Origin of the sequence: Zafaria sp. Z1313, from assembly GCF_050563205.1 — a bacterium.
Taxonomy (GTDB): domain Bacteria; phylum Actinomycetota; class Actinomycetes; order Actinomycetales; family Micrococcaceae; genus JAZDCJ01.
Genome location: NZ_JBNWUK010000002.1, coordinates 121,067 through 144,664, shown reverse-complemented (window position 1 = coordinate 144,664; position 23,598 = coordinate 121,067). Strand labels below are relative to the sequence as shown.

The window sequence follows — 23,598 nt, the reverse complement described above, 5'->3', positions numbered from 1 at the left end:
CGCCCGGGCGCGGAGGCGGTCCGGGCCGTGGTGGCTAGAGGAGTTCCTCCATCCCCAGCTGGCTTTCGGGGATCGTCGTGAAGGCGCCGTTGGCGAACGCGAGCGCGTCCCCGCGGCGGTAGTTGAAGTCGCGGACCTCGCCGAGGAAGAGGGTGTGGTCGCCGCCGTCGTACTCCGCCCAGGGCGCGCAGGAGAAGTAGGCGAGGACACGCGCGAGCCGCGGCGCGGTGCCGCCCTCGACCCACTCCGGGTCCCGGATCGGGCGTCCGGCGAAGTGGAGGGCCAGCGACTGCTGTTCCGCGCCGAGGATGTTGACCGTGAACGGCCGTCCCGCGAGTTCGTCGTGGGCGCGGGCGGTCCGGGCGATGCTGACCAGGACGAGCGGCGGATCCATGGAGACGGAGGTGAAGGAGTTCACGGTGATTCCGTGGCGCTTCGAGGCCCCGTCGAAGCTGACGATGGCGACGCCGGTGGCGAACCGGCCCAGGCTTCCGCGGAAGTGCTTCAGGTCCAGGGCCGGCGGCGTGGAGACCGGGCCCTCCGCCGCGTTGTCCGCCTCGCGTCGCGGAACGATCATCGGGGCCTCCTGGAGCTGCACGGGTACCGGGGCGCTGCCGACCCGGAACTGGTGTTCAATTATCGAACCCCATGTTCTAATAATGAACCACTACCGAAGCTATCGGAGCCGGCGCCGCGGCACAAGGCGTCCCGGACCCCCGGACACACGATGCAGCGAGGAACCGCATGCCCACCGAGCCCGCCAAGGCGCCCCACTCCCAGACGCTCTCGCGCGGCCTGCGCGCACTGGAGATCCTCGCCGACGCCGCCGGGCCGCTGACGATCGCCGAGCTCGCGGGACGCCTCGGCGTGCACCGTTCGATCGCCTACCGGATCCTGCGCACGCTCGAGGACCACTTCCTCGTGATGCGCGACGACTCGGGCCGCGTCCAGGGGGCACCCGGCCTGGCCGCGCTCGCCCGCGGCGTCCAGCGCGGGCTGCAGTCGGCGGCGCTGCCCGAACTCACGGACCTCGCCAATTCCCTGGGCATGTGCGCCTTCGTGGCGGTCTGGGACCCCCACGACTGCATCACCCTGGTCACGGTCGAGCCGCGGCACGGTCCCGGCGGCGTCATCCAGCAGCCGGGCTCCCGCCACCCCTTCGACCGGGGGGCGCCGGGCATCGCCATCCAGTCCGCCCACACGGCCCAGGAGTGGGCGCAGCGCTCCCCCGGCGAGCCGTACCGGCCGGAGGCCGCGGCCGCGCGGGCGCGCGGCTACGCGACGAGCCGCGACGAGGTCATCCACGGGGTCTCCTCCGTGGCGGCCCCGATCACCGCCCCGGGCCAGCTGCCGGCCGCGATCGCCGTCGTCTACGCGACCGCCGCGCACGCCGAGGACCAGGACACGCTCGGCGCCCGGGTGCGGAGCGCGGCCGGGGCGATCGAGCGCGCCCTCGGCGCGGCCGTCACGGGCGACTGAGGCCGCTCCCGGGCCGCTACGACGCCGCCGCGGAGCGGTGCTCGGCCCGGGCCGCCCGCCGGCGCCCCGGCCGGCCGACGCGCATGGCCACGCCGCACAGGAGCAGGAACCCGGCGGCCGCCGAGGCGACGCCCATCGCGCCGTGGTGGCCCAGGTCCTCGGCGAGCAGCCCGGCGAGCGTGTTGCCGATCGCGGTCCCAACGACGATGCCGCTCGCGAGCAGCGTCATGACCGTGCCGAGGCGGCCGCGCGGAGCGACGTCGCCGCCGAGCGTGAAGATCGCGACCATGACGGGGCCCACGGGCAGGCCCACGAGCATGAGCGCGGCGACCATCGCGGGCGTGGAGTCCGGAAGCTGCAGCAGCAGGGTCGCGGGAAGCAGGAGCGCGGCGCAGGCGATCCACCGGCCGTGCTGTGTCCAGGCCGTCGGCCAGACCGCCACGGACAGCGCGGCCGCGGCGGAGGTGAGGCCCAGCGCCGCGTAGAGCAGCCCTCCGGCATTGGAGTCGCCCTGGGCTCCGGCAAAGGCGACGGCTCCCGCGGAGAGGCTCCCGAAGATCGTGCCCATGCCGATCATCCCGGCGACGGCGGTTCCGACCCGCAGCGTCCGCCCGCGGTTCCAGGCGGCCGCGGACCGGGCGGCATCGGACTGGCCCGCCGCGGTGCCCCGGTGGGGACGGACGCTGGCCGCGGTGCGGTGCAGGGCGAACGTGATCTCGTCGACCGTGGACTCGTAGCTCAGCGCGGTCTCGAGCTCCTTGCGCCCGTGGGGGCGTTCGGCGGTCAGCGCCATCCAGCGGACGCGGGCCATGGGGCCGACCTGCGGGCAGCTGGCGCCGGCCGCGACGGCGAGGGCCGCGACGAGGGCGGGAGCGGCCAGGCCGAGCGCGGCCGCGATGAGGGCGGCCACCGCCGCGGCGTGGACGATCGCGAGCGGCAACAGGACGGGGCGCTGTCCGACGCGGTCGGCCACGTAGCCGAAGGCGGGGGCCCCGAGGGCGGAGCCGACGCCGACCGCGCCGGCGGCGACGCCGCCGGAGGAGTAGGAACCGGTCGTGGCGGTGACGAGGGTGAGGGCGCCGATCGTCAGCATCGCCAACGGCAGGCGGGCGACGAGGGCCAAGGGGAAGAAGACCGTTCCGGCGAGCGAGCGCAGCGAACGGAAGGAGGAGCGGGCGGTCATGGGCAGGGTCCTTCTACGTGCGCACCGTCCCAGCCACCCGGTGCGCCCAACCCTTGGATTCCGCCGCGACGGCGGCGAACCACACCATCATACCGGGCGGTTCACGCATCGGCGACGTCGTGCTGGACGAGTTCGAGCCGCGAGCCCCGGCGCCCCTTGTGCACGTGCAGCTGCGTGGGGATGCGCAGCTTCATCTCCGGGACGTGGCTGACGAGTCCGACGACGCGGCCACCCTGGCGCAGCCCGTCGAGCGCGTTCATGACGAGCTCGAGCGCGCCCTCGTCGAGGGAGCCGAATCCCTCGTCGACGAAGAGGGTCTCCATGTCGATGCCGCCGGCCTCCTGCTGGACGACGTCCGCGAGCCCGAGTGCCAGGGCGAGCGAGGCCATGAACGACTCCCCGCCGGAGAGCGTGGCGGTGTCGCGCTGCTGCCCGGTCCACGCATCGACGACCTGGAGGCCGAGGCCGGACTTGTTGTTGCCGCGCGGACCGTCGTCGTGCACGAGCCGGTAGCGCCCGCTGCTCATCACGTCGAGGCGTTCCGTGGCCGCCGCGGCGACCGCCTCGAGCCGGGCGGCGAGGACGTAGGTGCTGAGCGTCATCTTCAAGCGGTTCTCCCCGGTGCCCCGGGCCAGCTCGGCCAGCGAGGAGACGAGATCGTACTCGGCCAGGAGCGGTCCCTGCCGGGCCTCCAACGCGGCCAGGCGGTCCCGGGCCACCGCGAAGCGCGCCGACTGCTGGGCCAGGACGGCCTGGGCGCTCAACGCCTCGTCGAGCCCGCGACGGGCCTCGGCGCTGCGGGCCGCCGCGGCCTCGAGCGCCTCGTCGTCGGGCGGCTGGACACCGGCGGCGCGGGCCCGGCGGGCCCGGGCCACCTCCTCGCTGGCGCCGAGCTCCTCGAGCCGGTGCAGCTCGGCGCGGTGCCGCTCGACGGTCTCGCGCTGCCGCGCTGCCTCGGCCTCGGGAAGCAGCGCCCCGGCCTGGTCTTCGGCCGTGTCGAAGCCGTGGTCCGCGAGGGCCCGCGCCCACTCCGCCTCCGCCTCGGTGTGGGCCCGGGCCGCGCGCGCACGGCCCTCGAGCGCTTCCGCCGCGCGGGAGAGCACGGCGGTCGCCGCGTCGAGGGCCCGGACGCGCTCGGCGACGCTCGGGTGTCCTCCGCGGGCCGCCTCCAGCGCCGTCTCGAGCCGGAGGCGCTGTTCAGCCAGGCCGTCGCGCGAGGCCACGGCGGCGGCCCGCTCCGCCGCGGCGGCCGAGGCCCCCGCGCGGGCCGTGGCCAGCGACGCCTCCGCTGCGACCACGGCCGCCTCGGCGGCCCGGTGGCCCTCGACGGCGCCCTCGGCCGCGGCGAGCGCGGCCTGGGCGGCCGCGAGCCCCGTGACGGCTTCGTCGTGACCGCGTTCCCCGAGCGCGCCCCGCAGGCGGTCTGCACGTCGGGCGGCCTCGTCCCGCCGGTCGCGTGCCCCGCTGGAGACGACGGCCAGGCGCTCGGCCTCCGCCACGGCCGCCTCGTGGTCCGCCTCCTGGACCAGCGATCCGTCGGGGGCGGCCGCGGGCCGCGGGTGCTCCGGTGCGCCGCAAACAGGGCAGGGCGATCCGTCCTCGAGCCCGAGGGCGAGCGATGCCGCGGCCTGGGCCAAGCGGCGCCGTCCGAGCTCGACGGCCCGGCCCTGCGCCGTCAACCGGGCGTCCTCGGCCCGGACCCACGCCTCTTCGGCCGCCCGCAGCACCGGGAGCTGGCGTTCGAGTTCCTCCGCCGCCTCGGCCGTGGACCGCGCCGCCCGTTCGGCCGAGCGCAGCCCCTCGACGCGCCCCGCCGCTTCGGCCCCGGCGTCCCGCGCGGACCGCAGCTCCGGCAGCGTGTCCTCGAGCGCGGCGGCCTCGCGCTCGGAGGCGGCGCGGCGCTCCTCGGCCGCCTCGACGACACGGCCGGCCGCGGCGATCCGCTCGAGCGTCGCGGCGAGCTCGTCTTCCTGGGGCCGGGCCGCCCGGGCCACCGCGAGCTCTGCGGCGGCGAGCGAACGCGCGCCCTCCATCGACTCGGCGGCGTCGCGGTAGCCCGGGGCGAGTCCGTCCTCGTCCACGGCCCGGGTGGCCGATTCCGCGGTCCGGACGGCGTCCCGGTGCTCCGCGGCGGCGCGTTCCGCGGCCCGGCGCGCCGGTTGCGCGGCGGCGGCCTCCGCGTGCGCGGCGAGAAGCCGCCCGGCGGCATCGGCCTGGGAAGTGGAGGCCTCGAGCGCCGCGTGGCGGCGCTCCCACGCGACGAGCTGTCCATGGTCCCGGGCAGCGCGGGTCAGTTCCTCCGCGTCGGCGATGGCTGCGGCGTGCGCCGTCGACGCCGCGTCGAGCCGGACGTCGACACGCCCCCGGGCCGCCTCGAGGCCGGCCTCGAAAGCCTCGACGAGGCCGGCGTCGTCCGTGTCCGGATCCCATCCATCGACCGCGTCGGCCGCATCGGCGCGCAGCTGATCCAGCGCGGCACGGCGCTGCGCCTCGGCGCCGGCGGCCCGTTCGCGCAGTGCCGCCGTCCGCTGCGCGAGCGCCTCTTCGACCCCCGCGTAGCCGCTCGTGTCGAAGAGCTTCTTCAAGAGCGCCTCGCGGTCCCGGTCCTTGGACCGGAGGAAGGCCGCGAACTCGCCCTGGGGCAGCATCGCGACGCGCGTGAACTGCTCCTTGCCGAGTCCGAGCACCGCGAGGATCTCCGAGGCCACTTCGTCGTTGCGCGTGGACTTCTCCACCCATGCCCCGTGAACGAGCTCGCGCAGCCGGCTCTGGGCCTGTTGCCGCGTGGTGCCCGTGCCCCGCGCCTTCGGGCGTTCCCAGGCCGGGGACCGCGTGACCTCGAAGCGGCGTCCGCCGGAGGAGAACTCCAGGACGACCTCCGGAACGGCGCCCGGCTCGGCATGGTCGCTGCGCAGGCGCGTCGTTCCCTCGCGTGCGCCCGGCAGCCCCGCGTAGAGCGCGAAGCAGATCGCGTCCAGGACGCTCGTCTTGCCCGCCCCCGTCTCCCCGTTCAGGAGGAACAGCCCGTCGGCGGACAGCGCGTCGACGTCGACGTCCTCCGTGCCGGCGAAGGGACCGAAGGCGCTCAGGCGCAAGCGGTGGATCCTCATGCGGAGACCTCCCGGCTCGCCGCGTCCGCCAGCGCGGCCGCGAGGACCTCCGTCTCCAGCTCCGACGGCGGCCGCTGGCGCACGTGGTCGACGAATCCGCTGCAGACCTCGAGCGTCGAGGCCGCCGCCGCGATCCGCTCCCCGTAGCTGCGCCCGCGTTCCTCCCGGCGGCCTTCCGGCTCGAAGGCGAGCACGAGGGTCTCGGGGAACCGCTCGCGCAGGCGCTGCATGGCCTGCGCCGGGCGGTCCGCGTCCGTGAGCGTCACCTGGCAGTACGCGGGCTCCGCCCACGCCAGCGCCTCGTCGGCGAGGAGCTCCTCGAGCCGGCCCCTGAGCACCGCGAGCGGACGCGGGCGCGACCACTCGACCTCCTCGACGTCGATCCCGTCGGCGCTGGTCTCGACGATGAATGAGCCCTTGACGTGGCCCGCCTCGGAAAAGGAGTACGGCAGCGGCGACCCGCTGTAGCGCACGCCGGGGCGCAGGGTCTGGCGGCCGTGCAGGTGGCCCAGGGCCACGTAGTCGAATCCCTCGAAGACGTCCACGGGGACGATCTCGAGCCCGCCCACGCTCAGCTCCCGTTCGCTGTCGCTGCCGCTGCCGCCCGCGGCGAACACGTGGGCCATGACGATGGTGCGCAGCGGTCCGGTGCCCGCGCCGCGTGTCTCGACGTCGTCCCGGATCCGCCCGACGGCCGCCGCGACGACGGGGCCGTGGCCGGGCGCCTCGACCCCCAGGGCGTCCGCCGTCATCCGCGGTTCCAGGTACGGCAGCGCATAGACGGCGACCCGGTGGTCGCCGGCGTCGAACTCCACGGGACGGTCCAGCTCCTCGAGCCGCGTCCGCACGTGGATCCCGGCCGATCCCAGGAGCCGTCCGCCGAAGCCCAGACGCGTCGCGGAGTCGTGGTTGCCGCTGCTCAGCACGACCTCGGCCCCGGCCGCGCGCAGGCGGACGAGGGCGTCGTCGAAGAGCCGCACGACGTCGACCCCGGGCAGCGCGCGGTCGTAGACGTCGCCCGCGATGAGCACGACGTCGATGCGCCGCTCCCGCACCGTGGCGACGAGCTCGTCGATGAACGCGGCCTGGGCATCGAGCATCCCGGCGCCGTGGAAGGAGCGCCCGAGGTGCCAATCGGAGGTGTGGAGGAATCGCATGAAGCCACCCTACTGTCGGGCCCCGACGCTTCGGCCTCGGCCGCTCCTCACTAGACTGTCCGGGTGACCGCCTCCGCTGATCCCCGCCCCGTGTCCGATCCCGCCCTCTTCATGGACCGCGCGATCGCGGCCCTGGCCGCGCAGGCCCTCTCCCCCGTTCCCGACGCAGCGGGACTGCTGCCCCTGTACTTCGCCGACGGGCTGCTCGAGGCCCTCGAGTGGGCGCACGACGGCGTCGCGAGCGACGAGGCCGCCTGCCTGTGGCTCGCCGGACTGCGCTGGTACCGCCTCGCCACGGGCGCGTTCCCGGACGGGGCCCCGGAACCGCGGCCCCGCTGGATCGACGCCCTGCTCGAGGGCACCCCGGTCCGCATCGGTCCGGCGTCCGAGTCCCTGACAGCGGGGCTCGGCCACGAGGCCATGGGCACGGCCGCACGGCCGCACGACGCGTCCGCGGACTCCCCCGCCGTCCTGGCGCCGGCGGCCGTCAGCGCCTTCCTGCCCCACGTCACGCCCTCGACGGCGGCGCGCTTCGCCGCGGACGCGAGCCGCCTGACGCACGGCTCGCCCTCCGCGGCGGCCGCCGCGGCCTCCGCCGCGGAACTGCTCGCCCGGGCCCTGACGGGAGGTCCGGGCGCGCTGGAATCCGGCCTGGACCCGGCGGCCGCCGCCGCCGAGGCGGGCGCCGGCCCGGCCCACGACGCGCTGCACGAGGCCCGCGCGGCCGCCGCCGCGGGATGCTCCGCGTTCGACGCCGGACGGGGCGCCGTGGGCGCGTGGGACGCCGTCCGGGAAGCGTGCGCGCACGGCGAGACGGACCCGGGGACGACGGCGATGGCCCGGATGCTGCTCGGCGGCGCCCTCGGCACGGCCGCGCTCCCGGACGGATGGGAAGCGCGGCTGCCCGCGGCCGCGGCCCTGCGCGAGTGGGCCCGGCGCTGGTCGCGCCTCGTGTTCGCCTAGTCCGCCACGGCGCGCCACGGCGCGCCCGTCTCCTGCCCGCCCGCCGTCGTCGGGCCCGGCGGCCACCCGGGCCGGCGCGCGGACATCCCGGCGTCCGCCGGGCTCAGCGTCCGCTCGGCCAGGACCCGCCGACCATCTGCAGGAACTCGCCTTCGGAGAGCACCTCGATCCGCTGCCCGGCCTCTTGGAGCCGGAGCACGTGGCGCGCCTTGGACGTGAGGCGCCCGCCGCGCAGGTCCGCGGCCGTGAAGCCGTCGCCCACGACCAGCACGCTCGTGGAGCGCGTGACACGGCTCGCCGTCGTCGCCCCGGCCTGGGCGGCCCGGTTCTTCGCCTCGGGCCGGCTGATCCCCAGGTTGCCGGTGAAGACCACCGTCTGGCGGAACAGCGGATGAGCGGGATCGGCTGCGGGATTGGCGGGCGGGTTGGCGCCTTCCTGCGGCCACACCGCCCAGTCCGGCTGCTGCGGGACGGCGCCGCCGGCGGCGCGCCAGTTCAGGGCGTCCGCCGTGGCCTTGGAGACCGGGTCCCCCGGCGTGTAGGCGGGCGAGCGGCCGGAACCGGCGGAGACGCCGTCGAGCAGGACGGGGACGTCCGGGGCGCCGTGGATCCGCCCGATGTCGATCATGATCCCGGCGCACGCGCGGGCGTCCTCCACGGCGTCGTGGTGGTGGCGCAGCGGGACCCCCGCGGCCTCGGCCACGAAGGGCAGCGAGTAGGACGGCAGCTGGTAGCTGCGGCGCGAGAGGATCACGGTGCACGCGTAGTCGAAGGCCGGTCCCGGGAGCCGGGAGACCTCGAGCGCGGAGCGGATGACGCCGACGTCGAAGGCCGCGTTGTGGGCGACGAGCACGTCGGAGCCGATGAAGTCCGCGATGTCGCCGAAGAGCTCCCCGAACCGCGGCGCACTCGCGACCCGGTCCGCCGTGATGCCGTGGATCTGGACGTTGCGCGGATCGAAGTGGTCATAGCCCTCGGGCGGCCGCATGAGCCAGGAGGCCTCCTCGACGATCCTCCCGGCGCGCACCTTGCTCAGGCCGACGCTGCAGGCGGAGCCGCGGAAGCCGTTGGCGGTCTCGAAGTCGATGGACGTGAAATCGTAGGACATGGGGATCCGCTCAGAGCACGTCGTCCGGGCCGGACGCGGGCGTCGCCGACCGCCGTCGGCGCAGCCTGGCCACGATCCACGCGAGCACGAGCAGCGCGACGACGACGATGACGATCCGCTGGAAGACGGACGCGTACTGCTCCACGACGTGCCACTGCTCGCCGAGGTAGAAGCCGGCCATGACGAAGATCGTGTTCCAGATGAGGCTGCCGGCCGTGGTGAGCGCGATGAACTTCCACTGCGCCATGGACGTGACGCCGGCCGGGATCGAGATCAGGCTGCGGAAGATGGGGATCATGCGCCCGAAGAAGACGGCCTGGGGACCGTGCCGGTCGAACCACGCCTCCACCTTGTCGACGTCCTCGAGGTTCACGAGCGGGAGCCGGCCGAAGAGCCAGCGCGTCCGGTTCCGCCCCAGCGCGCGTCCCACCCAGTAGAGGGCGACCGCCCCGACGACGGAGCCGAGCGTGGTCCACAGCAGCGCCTCGAAGAGCGTGAACGAGCCCCGGCTCGCCGTGAACCCCGCCATGGGCAGGATCAGCTCGGACGGCAGCGGCGGGAAGAGGTTCTCGAGCGCGATCGCGAGTCCGGCGCCCGGCGCCCCGATGACCTCCATGAGGTGGACGGACCAGTCGGCGAGGTCGCTGAGCCAGCTTCCCGAGGACGGCGCGGCGGGCGCGGCTGTGGCGGCGGTGGGGGCAAGGAGGTTCATCACCTACCAGTGTGCCCTAGTTCCCCGCCCCTGCCGCCCAGCGCCGCCGGCCGTGTGGCGAAGTCCTCACCTCCGCGTGGCGGGCCGGGCGGGTGGCGGCCCGCCCGGCCCGGGGGCTCAGGGGCGGGCCTCGAGCGCCCCGACGACGGCGGGCAGCAGCGCGCGGAAGGCCTGTCCGCGGTGGCTGATGGCGTTCTTCTCGGCCGCCGTGAGCTCGGCGCAGCTGCGGTCCAGCCCGGCGGGCAGCAGGACCGGGTCGTAGCCGAATCCGCCGTCCCCGCGCGGCTCGGTCAGCAGGCTCCCCTCGAGCCGGCCGATCTCGACGGCGTCGCCGCCGCCGGGCACGGCGAGGGCTGCCGCGCAGACGAAGGCCGCCCCGCGGTGCGGCGCGTCGATGTCGGCGAGCTGGGCGAGGAGGAGTCCGAGGTTCGCGGCGTCGTCCCCGTGCCGGCCGGCCCAGCGCGCGGAGAAGATGCCGGGCGCTCCGCCGAGCACGTCGACCGCCAGGCCGGAATCGTCGGCGAGGGCCACGAGCCCCGTGGCCTCGGCCACGGCCCGGGCCTTGAGCAGCGCGTTCTCGGCGAACGTCGTGCCGGTCTCGGCGACGTCCGGGCCGCCGACCGCCGCGGCGTCGACGACCTGGGTCTCGACGTCGAGCCCGGGAACCTGGCCGCGCAGGAGCTCCCGCAGCTCCCTCAGCTTGCCCTGGTTGTGGGTCGCGAGGACGACGACGGGGCCCCCCGGCGCCCCGGGGGCGGCGCTCATGCGCGATCCCCGAGCGCCTCGCGCTGGATGAGGGCGAGCTCCGAGGTCCCCGCCAGGGCGAGGTCGAGCAGGCGGTCCAGCTCGTCCCGGTCGAACGGCGCGCCCTCGGCGGTGCCCTGGACCTCGATGAACCGCCCGTCGCCCGTGACGACGACGTTCATGTCCGTCTCGGCGCGCACGTCCTCCACATAGGGCAGGTCCAGCATCGGGACGCCGTCGATGATTCCGACGCTCACCGCGGCCACGGAGTCCTTGAGGACCTGCGCCTTGGCCGGGACGAGCTTCTCCGAGCGGGCCCAGGACACCGCGTCCGCGAGCGCGACGTAGGCGCCCGTGATGGCCGCCGTGCGCGTGCCGCCGTCGGCCTGGAGGACGTCGCAGTCCAGCACGATGGTGTTCTCGCCGAGGGCCGCGGTGTCGATGATCGAGCGCAGGGAGCGGCCGATGAGGCGGGAGATCTCGTGCGTGCGCCCGCCGATCCGGCCCTTGACGGACTCGCGGTCGGAACGGGTGTTCGTGGCGCGGGGCAGCATGGCGTATTCGGCCGTGACCCAGCCGCGGCCCTCGCCCTTGAGCCAGCGCGGCACTCCGGCGGTGAAGGAGGCGGTGCACAGGACGCGCGTGTTGCCGAACTCGATCAGGGCCGAGCCCTCGGCCTGCTGGGACCAGCCCCGCGTGATGGTGATGGGCCGCAGCTGTCCGGGCGTGCGGCCGTCGGCGCGCACGATGGTGGTGGTGTCCTGGGGGGATTCAGTCATGCCCCCAGTCTTTCACGGCGGGCGCTAGCGGTGGAGCGGGTCGCCGGCCTTCGGGCCGGCCTTCGGCTCGGCGAGCCGGTCGCCGGACCAGACGCCGTAGGTGACGCCAGAGACCGCGACGGCCAGTCCGCCGTCGTACGTCTCCCGGGCCTCGTCGACGACCGTGTTCACGCTCGTCCACACCGGGACGTGGGTCAGCAGCAGGCGGCGCGCCCCGGCCTCGGTGGCCATCAGGCCCGCCCGGCGCCCGGTGAGGTGCACGCCGTCGATCGCGTCGTCGCGGCCCTCCTCGAAGGCCGCCTCGCACAGGAACATGTCGGCGTCGCGGGCCGCCTCGACAAGCCCCTCGCACGTGTCCGTGTCTCCCGAGTAGGCCAGGACCGAGGTCCGTACCGTGCCGTCGGAGAGCGGTTCGGAGGCCTCCACCCGGATGGCGTAGGCCTCGTCCACGGGGTGGCGCGCCTCGTGGGCCGTGATCGTGAACGGCCCGAGCCGCACGGGCTCGCGGGCCGTCCAGTGGCGGAAGTCGAAGTCCTCGTGCATGCCCGGGTCGAGTTCGAGCCCGTACGCGGTCGCCATCCGGTCCGCCGTGGCCTCCGGCCCCCACACCGTGATCCGCTCGCGGCCCCAGCCCGCGGGGTCCCAGTGGACGGCGACGTGCAGGCCGCAGAGGTCCATGCAGTGGTCCGGGTGGAGGTGGGAGAGGAACACCGCGTCGATGTCCCTCAGGTCCATGTAGCGCTGCAGCACGCCGAGCGAGCCGCTGCCGAGGTCCAGGAGGATCCGCCACGGGCGCTGGCCGTCGTGGGCCGTGACGAGGTAGCAGGAGGCCGGGGACCCGGGGCCCGGGAACGAGCCCGTGCAGCCGACGATCGTGAGCTTCATCCGATCCCCCCGCGGGCGGCGGCCCGCTCGATCATCTCGGGGGTGATCCGGGCGATCGACCCCGTCGGGTAGCGCGCCGCCACGTGGTCGACGTGCTCGACGCCGAGCACCTCGGGCCCCAGGAAGCGGCGGGCCAGGACCTCGAAGGAGGCCGCGTCCCCCGTCGCGACGAAGTGGTGGCTCGGGGCCGTGCCTCCAGGCCGTGACAGGCCGTGGCGCATGAGCGCCGCATAGACGTCCTTGGCGGTCTCCTCGGCGCTCGAGACGAGCGTGACGTTGTCCCCCATGACATAGGACAATACGCCCGTCAGGAGGGGATAGTGCGTGCACCCCAGGACCAGCGTGTCGACGCCGGCCTCCTTGAGCGGGGCGAGGTACTCCTCCGCGGTCGCCAGGAGCTCCTCCCCCGTCGTGACGCCCCGCTCGACGAACTCCACGAAGCGCGGGCAGGCGGCCGAGTGGATCCGCAAGTGGGGAGCCGCGGCGAACGCGTCCTCGTAGGCGCGCGAGCCGACGGTGGCCTGCGTGCCGATCACCCCGATCCTGCCGTTGCGCGTCGCCGAGACGGCCCGGCGCACGGCGGGCTGGATGACCTCGACGACGGGGATCCCGTAGCGGTGGGTGTAGCGCTCCCGGGCATCGCGCAGCACGGCAGAGGAGGCCGAGTTGCACGCGATGACGAGGAGCTTGACCCCGGAGTCCACGAGCTCGTCCATGACGCCGAGCGCGTTGGCCCGCACCTCGGCGATGGGCAGCGGCCCGTACGGGCTGTTCGCGGTGTCCCCCACGTACAGGGTGGACTCGTTCGGCAGCTGGTCGATGACGGCGCGCGAGACCGTCAGGCCTCCGACGCCGGAGTCGAAGATGCCCAGGGGCGCCGATGCCTGCGGCCCGGCCGGTCTGATGCGGGGTTCGTCGGTCATGATCTACAGAGGATACTGCCTGCGCCCGCGGCCGGCAGCGGCCGCGGGCGGGGTGTGGCACGGCTCACAGGGTGTCGGCGAGCGCCTGCATGAGCGATTCCTGCAGCCACGTGGTGAAGTTGTAGACGAGCGCCAGGTACTCGTCCACCGTCTCGGCGGCGCTCCAGTCCTCCACCGCGTGGACCCGTTCGGCGTCCTCCTCCGTCTCGACGCCGAGGCGCTGGGCCAGCACGAGCCGGACGTCGTTCAGCGCCGCCGCGAAGCGGACGGCCGCCGCCTCGTCGAGGACGACGGTCGGCGACTCGAGCGCGAGCGCCGCGCCGCGCAGGGCGGCGGTCTTGGTCTCCCGCAGCCCCCGCTCGGTGAGGCGGCGGAACTCGAGGGCGGCCCCGTCGTCGTCCCTGATCGCGTCCGGGAGCAACCGCAGCTCGGCCCCGTCCCGCGGCGCGGCGGCCGGGACGGCATGGGCCGCCGGGTCCATCCCGGTCAGGGCCCACAGGGGGTCGGTGTCCGCGCCGGCCGCGGGCTGGTCCGGTTCGAGGATCGTCACGACGTCGTTGAAGAGGCCGCGCAGCAGCTCGCGTTCCGCCTTCTCGAGGTGGCAGCTGAGGCCCCGGGGCGTGTTCTTGAAGGCCTTCGCCACGCGTCAGGCCCCGTCCGCGCGGGTGAACGTGGCCCAGAGGCCGAACGCGTGCATCGCCGCGACGTCGGACTCGATCTTCTCCAGGGGGCCGGAGGCGACCACGGACCGGCCCTGCTCGTGGACCTCGAGCATCAGTGCGTCGGCCTTGGCCTTGCTGTATCCGAAGTGGCTGCGGAACACGTAGCTGACGTAGCTCATGAGGTTCACCGGGTCGTTCCAGACGATCAGCACGTACGGGACGGCGAGGTCCCTCAGCTGCTCGGTCTCCTCGCGCGGGAGCACGTCGGTGGGGGCTGTCATCAGGGGCATGTCACCCATTCTACGGCGGGTGCGGGGAACTAGAGTGGTCGCTGAACGGCCCGTCGAGGGCCACGCCAGCCGTCCCCAGGAGATACGCCCATGTGGCAGCAGCCGACCTCGCTCTTCACCGACCACTACGAGCTCACGATGCTCCAGGCGGCCCTCCGCTCCGGGGCCGCGCACCGGCGCTCGGTGTTCGAGGCCTTCGCCCGCCGCCTGCCGGACGGCCGCCGCTACGGCGTCGTCGCGGGCACCGGGCGCATCCTGGAGGGGCTCGAGCACTTCCGCTTCGGCGCGGAGCAGATCGACTTCCTGCGCTCCACGCGCGTCGTCGACGAGGCGACGCTCGAGTACCTCGAGGGCTTCCGCTTCACGGGCGACATCTACGGCTACGCCGAGGGCGAGCTCTACTTCCCCAACTCGCCGATCCTCACGGTCGAGTCGACGTTCGCGGAGGCGTGCGTCCTGGAGACCTTCATCCTCTCCGTGCTCAACCACGACTCCGCGATCGCCTCCGCGGCGTCGCGCATGGTCGCCGCGGCCGGGAACCGCCCCTGCATCGAGATGGGCTCCCGGCGCACGCAGGAGGAGTCGGCCGTCGCCGCCGCCCGCGCCGCCGTGATCGCCGGCTTCGACAGCACGTCCAACCTCGAGGCCGGCCACCGCTACGGGCTCAAGACCGTCGGGACCGCGGCCCACTCGTTCACGCTCCTGCACGACTCGGAGCGGGCCGCCTTCGAGGCGCAGGTCGCCGCGCTCGGCCGGGGCACCTCGCTGCTCGTGGACACGTACGACGTCGAACAGGGCGTCCGCACGGCCGTCGACGTCGCGGGGCCGGAGCTGGGCGCCGTGCGGCTCGACTCCGGGGACCTCGTGGAGCAGGCGCGCTGGGTGCGCCGGCTGCTCGACGACCTCGGCAACGACCGCACCCGGATCATGGTCACCTCCGACCTGGACGAATACGCGATCGCCGCCCTGCAGTCCGCCCCCGTCGACGCCTACGGGGTCGGCACGGCGCTCGTGACCGGCTCCGGGGCGCCCACCGCCTCCATGGTCTACAAGCTCGTCAGCCGGACCAACGACGCGGGCGAGTACGTCGACGTCGCCAAGGCCGCCGAGAACAAGGCCAGCATCGGCGGCCGCAAGAGCGCCGTGCGCCGGCTCAACGAGCGCGGCCGGGCGACGGCCGAGCTCGTCGGCATCGGGGAACGGCCGGACGCCGACGCCAACGACCGCGATCTGCTGTGCCGCTTCGTCACGGGCGGTGAGCTCCACGAGGGGTGGACGGGCGCCGAGGGCGTCCGCCGCGCGGCGCTGCGGCACCACGATTCGGTCCAGGAGCTGCCCGGCGTGGCCCGGCGGCTCCAGCGCGGCGAGCCCGTCGTCCCGACGCGCTTCATCGACGAGGTCTAGGAGGAGCCCATGGACACGCTAGGACACGGGAGCGGCGGGGCGGCCGGCCCAGGGCAGCACGCGGAGGGTCCGGCGCGTCGCGCGCTCGTCGTCGTCGACGTGCAGAACGACTTCTGCGAGGGCGGATCGCTCGCCGTCGCGGGCGGGGCAGCCGTCGCGGAACGGATCGAGGCCTTCCTCGCGCAGAACCGCGGCGGCTACGACGCCGTGGCCGCGACCCAGGACTGGCACATCGACCCGGGATCCCACTTCTCGGCCACGCCCGACTTCCGCGACAGCTGGCCCGTCCACTGCGTCGCGGGCACCCCGGGCGCCGATCCCCACCCGGGGCTGGGCCCCGCCGTCGTCCGGGGCGAGATCGACGCGTTCTTCCGCAAGGGCCGCTTCGAGGCCGCCTATTCGGGGTTCGAGGGCCGGCTGGCCGCCGCCGGCGCGCCCGGGACGGACGAGGCGGGTGCCGGCGGGCCACTGCTGGGCGACTGGCTGCGCGCGGCGGGGATCGCCGCGGTGGACGTCGTGGGGATCGCGACCGACTTCTGCGTCCGCGCCACGGCGCTCGACGCCGCGACCGCGGGCTTCGCCGTCCGCGTCGTCATGCCGCTGACCGCGGCGGTCCACCCCGAGGGGATCGAAGTCGTCGCGGCCGAGTTGCGCGGCGCGGGCATCGAGGTCCTCGACGGGGTGCCGACGCCGCGGGGCTGACAACGTTCAGCGGCGCCCGACGAACCAGTCCTGCAGCTTTCCGAGCCGCTGCGTCAGCTGCTCGGCGCTCGCCTGGGCCACCGCTGGCCCGCCGCAGACCTCGCGCAGCTTGGTGTGGATGACACCGTGCGGCGTCCCGGTCCGCGCCGACCAGGCGGAGACGTTCTTCGCGAGCTGGTTGCGCAGGTCCATGAGCTGGCGGTGATCCACGACCCCGGGCTCCTCGTGCGCGCCCTGCACGGCGGCCTTGCGGCCCCGCCGCGTGACCTGCTCCTGCTGGCGCTGCCGCAGCAGCGTGCCGACCTGCTCGGCGTCGAGCAGCCCCGGGATGCCGAGGAAGTCCTGCTCCTCCTCCGAGCCGACGAGTCCGCCCGTGCCGAACTCGCCCCCGTCGAACAGGACCCGGTCAAAGGAGGCCTGCGACTGGAGCGCCTCGAACTTCTGCTGGGTGAGGGAATCGGAGGCCTTCTCCTCGCGGTTGGCCTCGTCCATCATCGCCTCTTCCGGGATGAACTCCGGATCGTCCACGTGCTGCTCGGGGCGGTCCAGGGCATGGTCGCGCTCGAGCTCCATCTGGTTGGCGAGCTCCATGAGGACCGGGACCGAGGGCAGGAAGACGGAAGCCACCTCGCCGCGCTTGCGCGAGCGGACGAACCGGCCGACGGCCTGGGCGAAGAAGAGCGGGGTCGACGTCGAGGTGGCGTACACGCCGACCGCGAGCCGGGGCACGTCGACGCCCTCGGAGACCATGCGCACGGCGACCATCCAGCGGTCGCCCCCGGCGGAGAACGCCTCGATCTTCGAGGAGGCCTTCGCGTCGTCGGAGAGGATCGTCGTGACCTTCTCCCCCGTGATGCGGGCGAGCTGCGCGGCGTAGGCCCGGGCATCGTCGTGGTCGGTCGCGATCACGAGCCCGCCGGCGTCGGGCACCGTGCGCCGCACCTCGGTCAGCCGCCGGTCCGCGGCGGCGAGCACGGCGGGGATCCACTCGCCCTGCGGGTCGAGCGCCGTCCGCCACGCGTGGGCGGTGATGTCCTTGGTGAAGCCCGCGCCGAGCTGGGCCTCCATTTCCTCGCCCGCCGACGTCCGCCAGCGCATCTGCCCCGAGTAGGCCATGAACAGCACGGGGCGGACGACGTGGTCCTTGAGGGCGTTGCCGTATCCGTAGGTGTAGTCCGCCTTGGAGCGCCGGATGCCCTCGCGGTCCTCGGCGTACTCGACGAACGGGATCGCGGCGGTGTCGGAGCGGAACGGCGTACCGGTGAGCGCCAGGCGCCGCGTCGCGGGCTCGAAGGCCTCGCGGATTCCGTCGCCCCAGCTCAGGGCGTCGCCTCCGTGGTGGATCTCGTCCAGGATCACGAGCGTGCGGGCGGCCTCGGTCTTGGCCCGGTGCAGGAGCGGCTTGCTCGCGACCTGCGCGTACGTCACGGCGACCCCGATGAAGCCCGCGCCGTGGCGCCCGTCGGCGTTCTTGAAGTTGGGGTCGATCGAGAGGCCGATCCTCGCCGCGGCGTCGGCCCACTGCCGCTTGAGGTGGTCGGTCGGCGCGACGACCGTGATGCGGTTGACCGTGCCGGCGTCCACGAGCATCGCAGCGATGCGCAGCGCGAAGGTCGTCTTGCCGGCGCCCGGCGTCGCCACCGCGAGGAAGTCCCGGGGAGCCCTCTCGATGTAGAGCTCGAGCGCCTCCTGCTGCCATTGGCGCAGCTTGGGCGCGGTGCCCCATGCCGCCCGTTCGGGGTACGCGGGCGGCATGCTTTCGCCCACGTGGAACAGGGCTTCGTCCACGGATCGGCTCCTTCAGGGGTACGACGTCGGATGGCGGAGTGGGCGCGCGGGTGCGGTTCCGCCCGGGGCGGCCCGGCGTCACCGGGGAAACGGGGCGGGCCCGGCGCTGCGGCTACTTGCCGCCGTCGTCCCCGCCGGCGCCGAAGCCCTCGTAGATCGCCTTGCAGTCGGGGCAGACCGGGAACTTCTGCGGGTCGCGACCCGGGACCCAGACCTTGCCGCACAACGCGATCACGGGCTCGCCGGTCAAGGCCGATTCCATGATCTTTTCCTTGCGGACGTAGTGCGCGAAGCGCTCGGCATCGCCGGGTTCGACGTGTTCGCGCAGCTGCTCGCGCTCGATCGTGGCGGTTCCGCCACCGGTTCCGGGGTCGCGCGGGTCGTTCTCGAAGGGATCCGGGGGCAGGCTGCTCATGGACCCCAGTCTACCAAGACGGCGGGGCGCGCCCGCCGGATCACCACGCTACTTGTTGGCGACCGTGGCCTGCATGAGCTCGGGCAGCCTCGCCTCCCACCAGCGCCCGCCGACGCGCAGGCCGATGCCCAGGAACACGGCGCCCAGGACGAGCCCGGCCGCCAGGGCGAGCCAGCCGTACAGGGCCTGCCCGGTGACGAGGTAGGCGATCATCAAGCCGATCTCGGGTAGAAGGAGCACGCCCATGACGGCGAAGATGGCCAGCTGCACGACGGCCATCCTCACGCCGTTGCCGGGTGGGGTCTTGAAGGGGCTGTCGCCGGGCTGCGGCACGCCGTAGGTGAAGCGGGCCGAGGCGATCGAGGAGACCCCGAAGGCCGTCAGGAGTCCGCCGAGCGCCATCCCGAGGACGGCGGGCAGGATCTCCGCGCGGTCCAGCAGCAGGGCGGGGACCACCGCGGAGAGCAGGACGACGGGGAGCGCGACGACGGCGCAGGCGAGCACCCGGCCCAGCCGGTCGTCGAGGCCCTTCAGGCCCGTGGCGACGTGCAGCGCGAACGCCGTGCTGTCGTACGAGATGTCCGCGGAGATGCTGAAGCCCATGAGGACCGCGATGATCGGCGCCGCGAAGAAGAGCGCCGTGAAGTCCCCGGACTGCGCCGACCAGTACCAGAGCAGGAACGGGATCAGCGGCACCATGACGACGCTGACCGCGTAGCGCGGGTCCTTGAGCCAATAGGTCAGGCAGCGCGCGGCGACCGCGCCCCAGGGCGTCGCGGGGAAGAGGCGGAAGGCACCGGCGCCCTTGGCCGCCTGGCCGCCGCCGGTGGACTGGGCCGGAGACTCCATGGCCCGCAGCAGCAGGACCTTCCAGCCCCACACGATGACGGCGAGGTAGGCGAGCGAGACGGCGAAGCGCGCGGCCGCGAGCGCGGGCTGCCCGGCGGCCAGGTCCGAGGGGACGGCCGCGAAGGAGCCGAGGGGCGTCCAGCCGAGGACGCCGGTGATGGCCGGCAGCCAGTCCAGGGCGCTCTCGAAGCCGTCGCTGACGCGGTCGATGATGGGCCCGAGGAGCAGCAGGGGGACCATCAGGAGGACGACGGAGATCTCGCGGAAGCGGCGGTTGGCGGTGAGGGCGGTGGCGGCGGTGGTGGTGAGGCGCGCCAGCGCCATGCAGAGCAGGGTGGCGAGGATGCCGCAGAGCACCGCGGCCGCGGCCGCCCCGGGGTGCAGCCGCCAGGCGAGCCCCTGCCCCGCGAGCAGGACGAGCGTGATGGCTCCGGGCGTCCCGATGAGCCCGCTCAGGAGCAGCCCGGCCACGAGCTGCCGCGGCGGGATCGTGAAGGTCGTGAACCGTGCGGGATCGAGGGTCAGGTCGACGCCCGTGAGGAGCACGGGGATCAGGGCCCAGCCGAGGACGGCGAGAGAGACCCCGAGGACCAGGACCGTACCGATGAGCTCTGGATCCTGCCCGCCCAGGAAGGCGAGGCCGATGAGCAGCATGACGGCGATGAACAGGCCGTAGAGGGCGCCGATGACGACGCCGACGAGTTGCCACGGGCTGCGCCTCAGCCCGTTGGCGAAGAGGCGTGCCTTGAGCTTCAGGAGCTGTGCAACCACGAGAGCCCCTCCCGGTCGGCGCGGCCGCCGACGAGCTCGACGAAGCGGTCCTCGAGGCTCGAGCCGGCCCGGACCTCGTCGACGGTGCCCGAGGCGAGCAGGTTGCCCTGGGCGATCACCGCGACGTGCGAACACATCCGCTGCACGAGGTCCATGACGTGGCTCGAGACGACCACGGTGCCGCCGTGGGCGACGTAGTCGGCGAGGATGTCGCGGATGTTGGCCGCCGAGACGGGGTCGACGGCCTCGAAGGGCTCGTCCAGGACCAGGACGCGGGGCGAATGGATCAGGGCCGTGGCCAGCGCGATCTTCTTGGTCATGCCGGCGGAGTAGTCGACCACGAGCTTGGCGGAGGCCTCCTCGAGGTCGAGCACGCGCAGGAGGTCCTCCGTGCGCTGTTCCACGGTGGCCGCGTCCATGCCCCGCAGCAGCCCGGCGTAGGTGACGAGCTGGCGGCCGCTGAGCCGGTCGAAGAGGCGCACGCCGTCCGCCAGCACGCCGAGGAGGGACTTCGCCTTGAGCGTGTCGACCCAGATGTCGACGCCGTGGATCCAGACCTGGCCCGCGTCGGGACGCAGCAGTCCGGTGGCCATGGACAGCGCCGTCGTCTTGCCCGCCCCGTTCGGGCCCACGAGTCCGTAGAAGGAACCGGACGGGACGTCCAGGCTGATGCCGTTGACGGCCGACTTGTCGCCGAAGCGCTTGCCGAGTCCGCGGATCGCCAGCGCCGGCGCGGCGGAGGTGCTCTGTTCCTGGGTCATGCCTCGAACCTAGCAGCGCCGGGATCCGACGGTCATCATCCCGACGGACGAACCGCGGACGTCCACCGGAAGGACTACGCCGCCGGTCCCGTGGATCCGCGGGACCGGCGGAGCTAGAAGAGCAGGCGCGCGAGCTTCTGCCGCGCCGCGCCCACACGCGGATCCTGGGCGCCGACGATCCCGAAGTGCTCGACGAGCCGAGCGCGCACCCGATCGCGCTCCTCGCCCGCGGTCCGCCCGACGGCGGAGAGCAGGCGGTTGAACGCGTCCTCGACGTGGCCGCCGACGAGATCGAGGTCCGCGACGGCCAGCTGCGCGTCGACGTCCCCGGGCGCCTCGGCTCCGGCCGCCCGCACGGCGGAGGCGTCCATGCCGCTCGTGCGCTCGAGCAGCTCGACGTTGGCCAGCCCCGTGGCCGCCTCGGCGTCGTTCGGCTTCTCGGCCAGGGCCTTGTGGTAGGCTGCCGCGGCCCCCGCGTAGTCGCCCGCGTCGATCTTGTCGAGGGCCTCCTGGTGGGCCGGGGGCAACGGCGCCTCCTCGGCCGGGGCACCGAACGGCGGCACGGTTCCGGTGGCCCCGTGCTGCGCGCCGAGCTGGAGGAGCTCGTCGAAGAGCTCGCGGAGCTGGGCCTCGGGCAGCGCCCCCTGGAACATCGGCACGGGCTGGCCCTTGACGAGTGCGACGACGGCCGGGACCTGCTGGACACGGAAGGCCTGGACGATGGCGGCCTCGCGGGAGGCGTCGACGGTCGCGAGGACCAGTCGACCGCCGTAGCCGTCCACGATCCGTCCCAGGAGGGCATCGAGCTCGCCCGAGGCGGGCGAGGCGCTGCTGCCGATCGACACGACGACGGGAACCTCGGAGGACAGCTGGACGACGTCCTGGAAGTCGGCCTGGCCGACGGCGCGGGTCCAGCCGCCTCCTGGCGCGCCGCCGGGGGCGGAGGGCTGTCCGGCGAACGCCGACAAGTCGACGGCGCCTCGGCTCGACGCGGCGGCGGGCTCGGGGGTGGTGCTCATGCGGAAGGACCTCTCTCTACCGTGGGGTGTTCTCGTCGAAACGGGCCGCGGTCAGCTGCCGACCTCGGCGCCCAGCTGGACGACGTCGCCGCCGATGAGCCGGACCTGCTCGTCGCTGCCCTCCGCCGGCACGTACATCACCAGCGACTCACCATACGTGATCACGGCCTGGTCCTTGGTGCTGGAGGCACCGGCGAGCTTGGCGCTGGCCTCGTCCAGCGACACCGTGCCGCCGTCCTCCTTGGGCTCGGCGGTCATCGTGCTCGTGACGTAGACGCTGACGATCGCCCCGCCGTCGGGAGTGGAGGAAGCCGTGATCGAGTCCCGGTCGACGCTGCGGGCGTACGTGATCCGGGCATCGTCGTTGTCCTCGGCCACCTCGGTCTGCGCCTGGTGCGTTGCGTCGATGAAGACGCTCTTGGCGAACGAGGGCGCGTGCTGGTTCTCCGCATTGTCCAGGACCCTGGCGATCCTGTCGGCCGTCTGGGCCGGGGTCATGACGAGGCCGGCGGCGTCCAGGGGAAGGGTCGCGATGGACGGATCGCCCACGGCGATGCCCGGGAACTCCGACCCCGGGAGCATGGACACGGCGGAGACGACCTTGTAGTTCTCGCGCGGCGACTCCTGCCGCAGGGTCAGCACCTGCGGGACCGTGGCGTCCTGGCCCTGCGTGACGACCGTGACCGTGCGCGGCCAATCCGTGCTCGTCGTGACCGCCGCCGAGAGGACGGGGCCGGCCGCCACCGGGACCGGCGCCGCGATGTCCACCCCGTCGGAGCGGTGCTCGTAGTTGGTCTTCCGCAGCTCCAGCGCCCGGCCCGCGAAGCGGCCCGAGAGGTCCTTGGAGTCCTGGGACTTGTCCCCGGTCGCGGCGGCTCCCTCCACGGACTCGAGGATGCGCTCGAGCTGCGTCTCCAGGAGCACGGCAGGGACGGCCGGTTCGCTCCCCGGATCGGCGGGGGTGGTTCCCTCCGGCGAGGCGTCGCCGTCCGTCGGCTCGGATGGATCGGCGCCTTCCGAGGCGGGGGCGCTCTCGGAGGCCGCTTCCGAGGGGCTCGGCGTGGCGGAGGCCGGCGCGGCCGGCAGCAGCGCCATCAGCGCGGCGGCCGCGACGGCGGCGAGGCGGCGCACGGGCCGCGCGGGGGCGGCGGCGGAGGTGCGTTCGGTCTGGGCCGTCGTTGCAGCCCCGGTCCGCTGCGGGGCCCCACCCTGACCGGTCGGCGCGGTGGCCCGGGCCGGGCCACCCCGACCGCGTCCGCCCCGGCCGGCGCGGACGGCCAGCGCCAGCCCGAGCACGATCAGCAGGGCCCCGGCGATGATCGCCGGCACGGCGAAGGGCGTGCTCGCGTCGTTCGGCCACGTGACGGTGATGGTCGCCGGTGCGGGCTCCGTGCCGTCGGCGGACAGCAGGAGGGACCAGTCGCCCTCCGCGGGCTCGGTCCAGCGGTGGACCAGCTGGCCGTCGGCCGTTTCAGTGGCGACCCAGAGATCGGAGCCGGCGGGATTCGGGACCTCGGCCTCTCCGTCGACGTACTCGGCGTTGAGGATCCATTCCTCGGCGTCCACGCCGGAGACGACGTTGTGCCGCGCGTCCCCCACCCACGCCTCGACGTCGCCGCTGCGGCCCAGCGCCGCGGTGAACTCGCCGCTCGACTCGATGGTGATGTCCACCGCATCGGCGTGGACCTCGCCGACCGCGGGCTCGATGACCGTCAGCGGAGCGTCCTGCAACGGGGCGGAGAGGGTCGCTGTCGCCATTTCCGGCGGCGCCCAGAAGGTCTTCTGGCCGATGCCGACGAGGAGGGCGGCGGCACCCAGCAGGAGCGCCACCACGGCTGACAAAATACGCACTGAACTACACCTAACGGAAGGGGTCGATGAATGGCCACGACGC

Annotated in this window: 22 protein-coding genes; 4 read left to right on the top strand and 18 right to left on the bottom strand. The window is 74.1% G+C overall.

From position 1 onward, the window contains the following. Positions 1 to 34: 34 nt before the first annotated feature. Complete coding sequence (locus ACQ3I4_RS03935) at positions 35 to 577, bottom strand: flavin reductase family protein (RefSeq protein WP_329860953.1); 543 nt, start codon at positions 575 to 577, stop codon at positions 35 to 37. Between the two features lie 167 nt (positions 578 to 744). Between ACQ3I4_RS03935 and ACQ3I4_RS03930 the strand changes: the two genes are divergently transcribed. Next, complete coding sequence (locus tag ACQ3I4_RS03930) at positions 745 to 1,479, top strand: IclR family transcriptional regulator (protein ID WP_329860955.1); 735 nt, start codon at positions 745 to 747, stop codon at positions 1,477 to 1,479. A gap of 16 nt (positions 1,480 to 1,495) precedes the next feature. Here ACQ3I4_RS03930 and ACQ3I4_RS03925 read toward each other — a convergent pair whose 3' ends face one another. The 3 genes from ACQ3I4_RS03925 to ACQ3I4_RS03915 all read right to left on the bottom strand — a co-directional run bounded on the left by ACQ3I4_RS03925 (position 1,496) and on the right by ACQ3I4_RS03915 (position 6,929). Further along, positions 1,496 to 2,662: an MFS transporter gene (locus ACQ3I4_RS03925; protein ID WP_430632859.1), complete on the bottom strand. Its 1,167-nt coding sequence runs from the start codon at positions 2,660 to 2,662 to the stop codon at positions 1,496 to 1,498. Positions 2,663 to 2,763: 101 nt separating this feature from the next. Further along, complete coding sequence (locus ACQ3I4_RS03920; RefSeq protein WP_430632858.1) at positions 2,764 to 5,772, bottom strand: AAA family ATPase; 3,009 nt, start codon at positions 5,770 to 5,772, stop codon at positions 2,764 to 2,766. Beyond that, positions 5,769 to 6,929 (bottom strand): exonuclease SbcCD subunit D, encoded by a 1,161-nt coding sequence (locus ACQ3I4_RS03915; RefSeq protein WP_430632857.1) that lies wholly within the window; start codon positions 6,927 to 6,929, stop codon positions 5,769 to 5,771. The genes ACQ3I4_RS03920 and ACQ3I4_RS03915 overlap by 4 nt, the downstream gene beginning before the upstream one ends. 63 nt (positions 6,930 to 6,992) lie before the next feature. On the opposite strand from ACQ3I4_RS03915, the gene ACQ3I4_RS03910 reads away from it, so the two are divergent. After that, positions 6,993 to 7,892 carry a hypothetical protein gene (locus ACQ3I4_RS03910; RefSeq protein ID WP_430632856.1) on the top strand — a complete coding sequence of 300 codons (900 nt, stop codon included), beginning with the start codon at positions 6,993 to 6,995 and terminating at the stop codon, positions 7,890 to 7,892. A 103-nt stretch (positions 7,893 to 7,995) separates the two neighbouring features. Here ACQ3I4_RS03910 and ACQ3I4_RS03905 read toward each other — a convergent pair whose 3' ends face one another. From ACQ3I4_RS03905 to clpS, 8 genes are all read right to left on the bottom strand, one after another. Further along, positions 7,996 to 9,000 (bottom strand): exonuclease domain-containing protein, encoded by a 1,005-nt coding sequence (locus tag ACQ3I4_RS03905; RefSeq protein WP_329860962.1) that lies wholly within the window; start codon positions 8,998 to 9,000, stop codon positions 7,996 to 7,998. A 10-nt stretch (positions 9,001 to 9,010) separates the two neighbouring features. Next, positions 9,011 to 9,712 carry a DedA family protein gene (locus ACQ3I4_RS03900; RefSeq protein ID WP_329860963.1) on the bottom strand — a complete coding sequence of 234 codons (702 nt, stop codon included), beginning with the start codon at positions 9,710 to 9,712 and terminating at the stop codon, positions 9,011 to 9,013. Between the two features lie 117 nt (positions 9,713 to 9,829). Then, complete coding sequence (gene rdgB, locus ACQ3I4_RS03895; protein ID WP_430632855.1) at positions 9,830 to 10,477, bottom strand: RdgB/HAM1 family non-canonical purine NTP pyrophosphatase; 648 nt, start codon at positions 10,475 to 10,477, stop codon at positions 9,830 to 9,832. Further along, on the bottom strand, positions 10,474 to 11,235 hold the full coding sequence (rph, locus tag ACQ3I4_RS03890) for a ribonuclease PH (RefSeq protein ID WP_430632854.1): 762 nt from the start codon (positions 11,233 to 11,235) through the stop codon (positions 10,474 to 10,476). The genes rdgB and rph overlap by 4 nt, the downstream gene beginning before the upstream one ends. Before the next feature lie 24 nt (positions 11,236 to 11,259). Next, positions 11,260 to 12,120, bottom strand: coding sequence for an MBL fold metallo-hydrolase (locus ACQ3I4_RS03885; RefSeq protein ID WP_430632853.1), 861 nt, complete (start codon positions 12,118 to 12,120; stop codon positions 11,260 to 11,262). Next, complete coding sequence (gene murI / locus ACQ3I4_RS03880; protein WP_329860968.1) at positions 12,117 to 13,043, bottom strand: glutamate racemase; 927 nt, start codon at positions 13,041 to 13,043, stop codon at positions 12,117 to 12,119. The genes ACQ3I4_RS03885 and murI overlap by 4 nt, the downstream gene beginning before the upstream one ends. Positions 13,044 to 13,107: 64 nt before the next feature. Then, positions 13,108 to 13,686, bottom strand: a complete 579-nt coding sequence (locus ACQ3I4_RS03875) for a DUF2017 family protein (protein ID WP_329860969.1) — start codon at positions 13,684 to 13,686, stop codon at positions 13,108 to 13,110. A gap of 3 nt (positions 13,687 to 13,689) precedes the next feature. Continuing rightward, entirely contained in the window at positions 13,690 to 13,986 is a 297-nt protein-coding gene (clpS, locus tag ACQ3I4_RS03870) for an ATP-dependent Clp protease adapter ClpS (protein WP_329861029.1), read from the bottom strand. A gap of 99 nt (positions 13,987 to 14,085) precedes the next feature. On the opposite strand from clpS, the gene ACQ3I4_RS03865 reads away from it, so the two are divergent. Next, entirely contained in the window at positions 14,086 to 15,399 is a 1,314-nt protein-coding gene (locus tag ACQ3I4_RS03865; RefSeq protein ID WP_430632852.1) for a nicotinate phosphoribosyltransferase, read from the top strand. Positions 15,400 to 15,408: 9 nt separating this feature from the next. Next, on the top strand, positions 15,409 to 16,101 hold the full coding sequence (locus ACQ3I4_RS03860; protein WP_430632851.1) for an isochorismatase family protein: 693 nt from the start codon (positions 15,409 to 15,411) through the stop codon (positions 16,099 to 16,101). 6 nt (positions 16,102 to 16,107) lie between these two features. On the opposite strand, the gene ACQ3I4_RS03855 is transcribed toward ACQ3I4_RS03860, so the two are convergent. From ACQ3I4_RS03855 to ACQ3I4_RS03830, 6 genes are all read right to left on the bottom strand, one after another. Then, entirely contained in the window at positions 16,108 to 17,889 is a 1,782-nt protein-coding gene (locus tag ACQ3I4_RS03855) for a DEAD/DEAH box helicase (RefSeq protein ID WP_430632850.1), read from the bottom strand. A 112-nt stretch (positions 17,890 to 18,001) separates the two neighbouring features. Continuing rightward, complete coding sequence (locus ACQ3I4_RS03850) at positions 18,002 to 18,304, bottom strand: DUF3039 domain-containing protein (protein ID WP_430632849.1); 303 nt, start codon at positions 18,302 to 18,304, stop codon at positions 18,002 to 18,004. A gap of 48 nt (positions 18,305 to 18,352) precedes the next feature. Next, the gene (locus ACQ3I4_RS03845; RefSeq protein ID WP_430632848.1) at positions 18,353 to 19,924 is read right to left on the bottom strand and encodes a transporter; all 1,572 of its coding nucleotides are present in this window, start codon (positions 19,922 to 19,924) and stop codon (positions 18,353 to 18,355) included. After that, the gene (locus ACQ3I4_RS03840) at positions 19,906 to 20,685 is read right to left on the bottom strand and encodes an ABC transporter ATP-binding protein (RefSeq protein WP_430632847.1); all 780 of its coding nucleotides are present in this window, start codon (positions 20,683 to 20,685) and stop codon (positions 19,906 to 19,908) included. The genes ACQ3I4_RS03845 and ACQ3I4_RS03840 overlap by 19 nt, the downstream gene beginning before the upstream one ends. A gap of 113 nt (positions 20,686 to 20,798) precedes the next feature. Then, positions 20,799 to 21,704 carry a co-chaperone YbbN gene (locus tag ACQ3I4_RS03835; protein WP_430632846.1) on the bottom strand — a complete coding sequence of 302 codons (906 nt, stop codon included), beginning with the start codon at positions 21,702 to 21,704 and terminating at the stop codon, positions 20,799 to 20,801. 51 nt (positions 21,705 to 21,755) lie between these two features. After that, positions 21,756 to 23,555, bottom strand: a complete 1,800-nt coding sequence (locus ACQ3I4_RS03830) for a hypothetical protein (protein ID WP_430632845.1) — start codon at positions 23,553 to 23,555, stop codon at positions 21,756 to 21,758. Positions 23,556 to 23,598 lie beyond the last annotated feature (43 nt).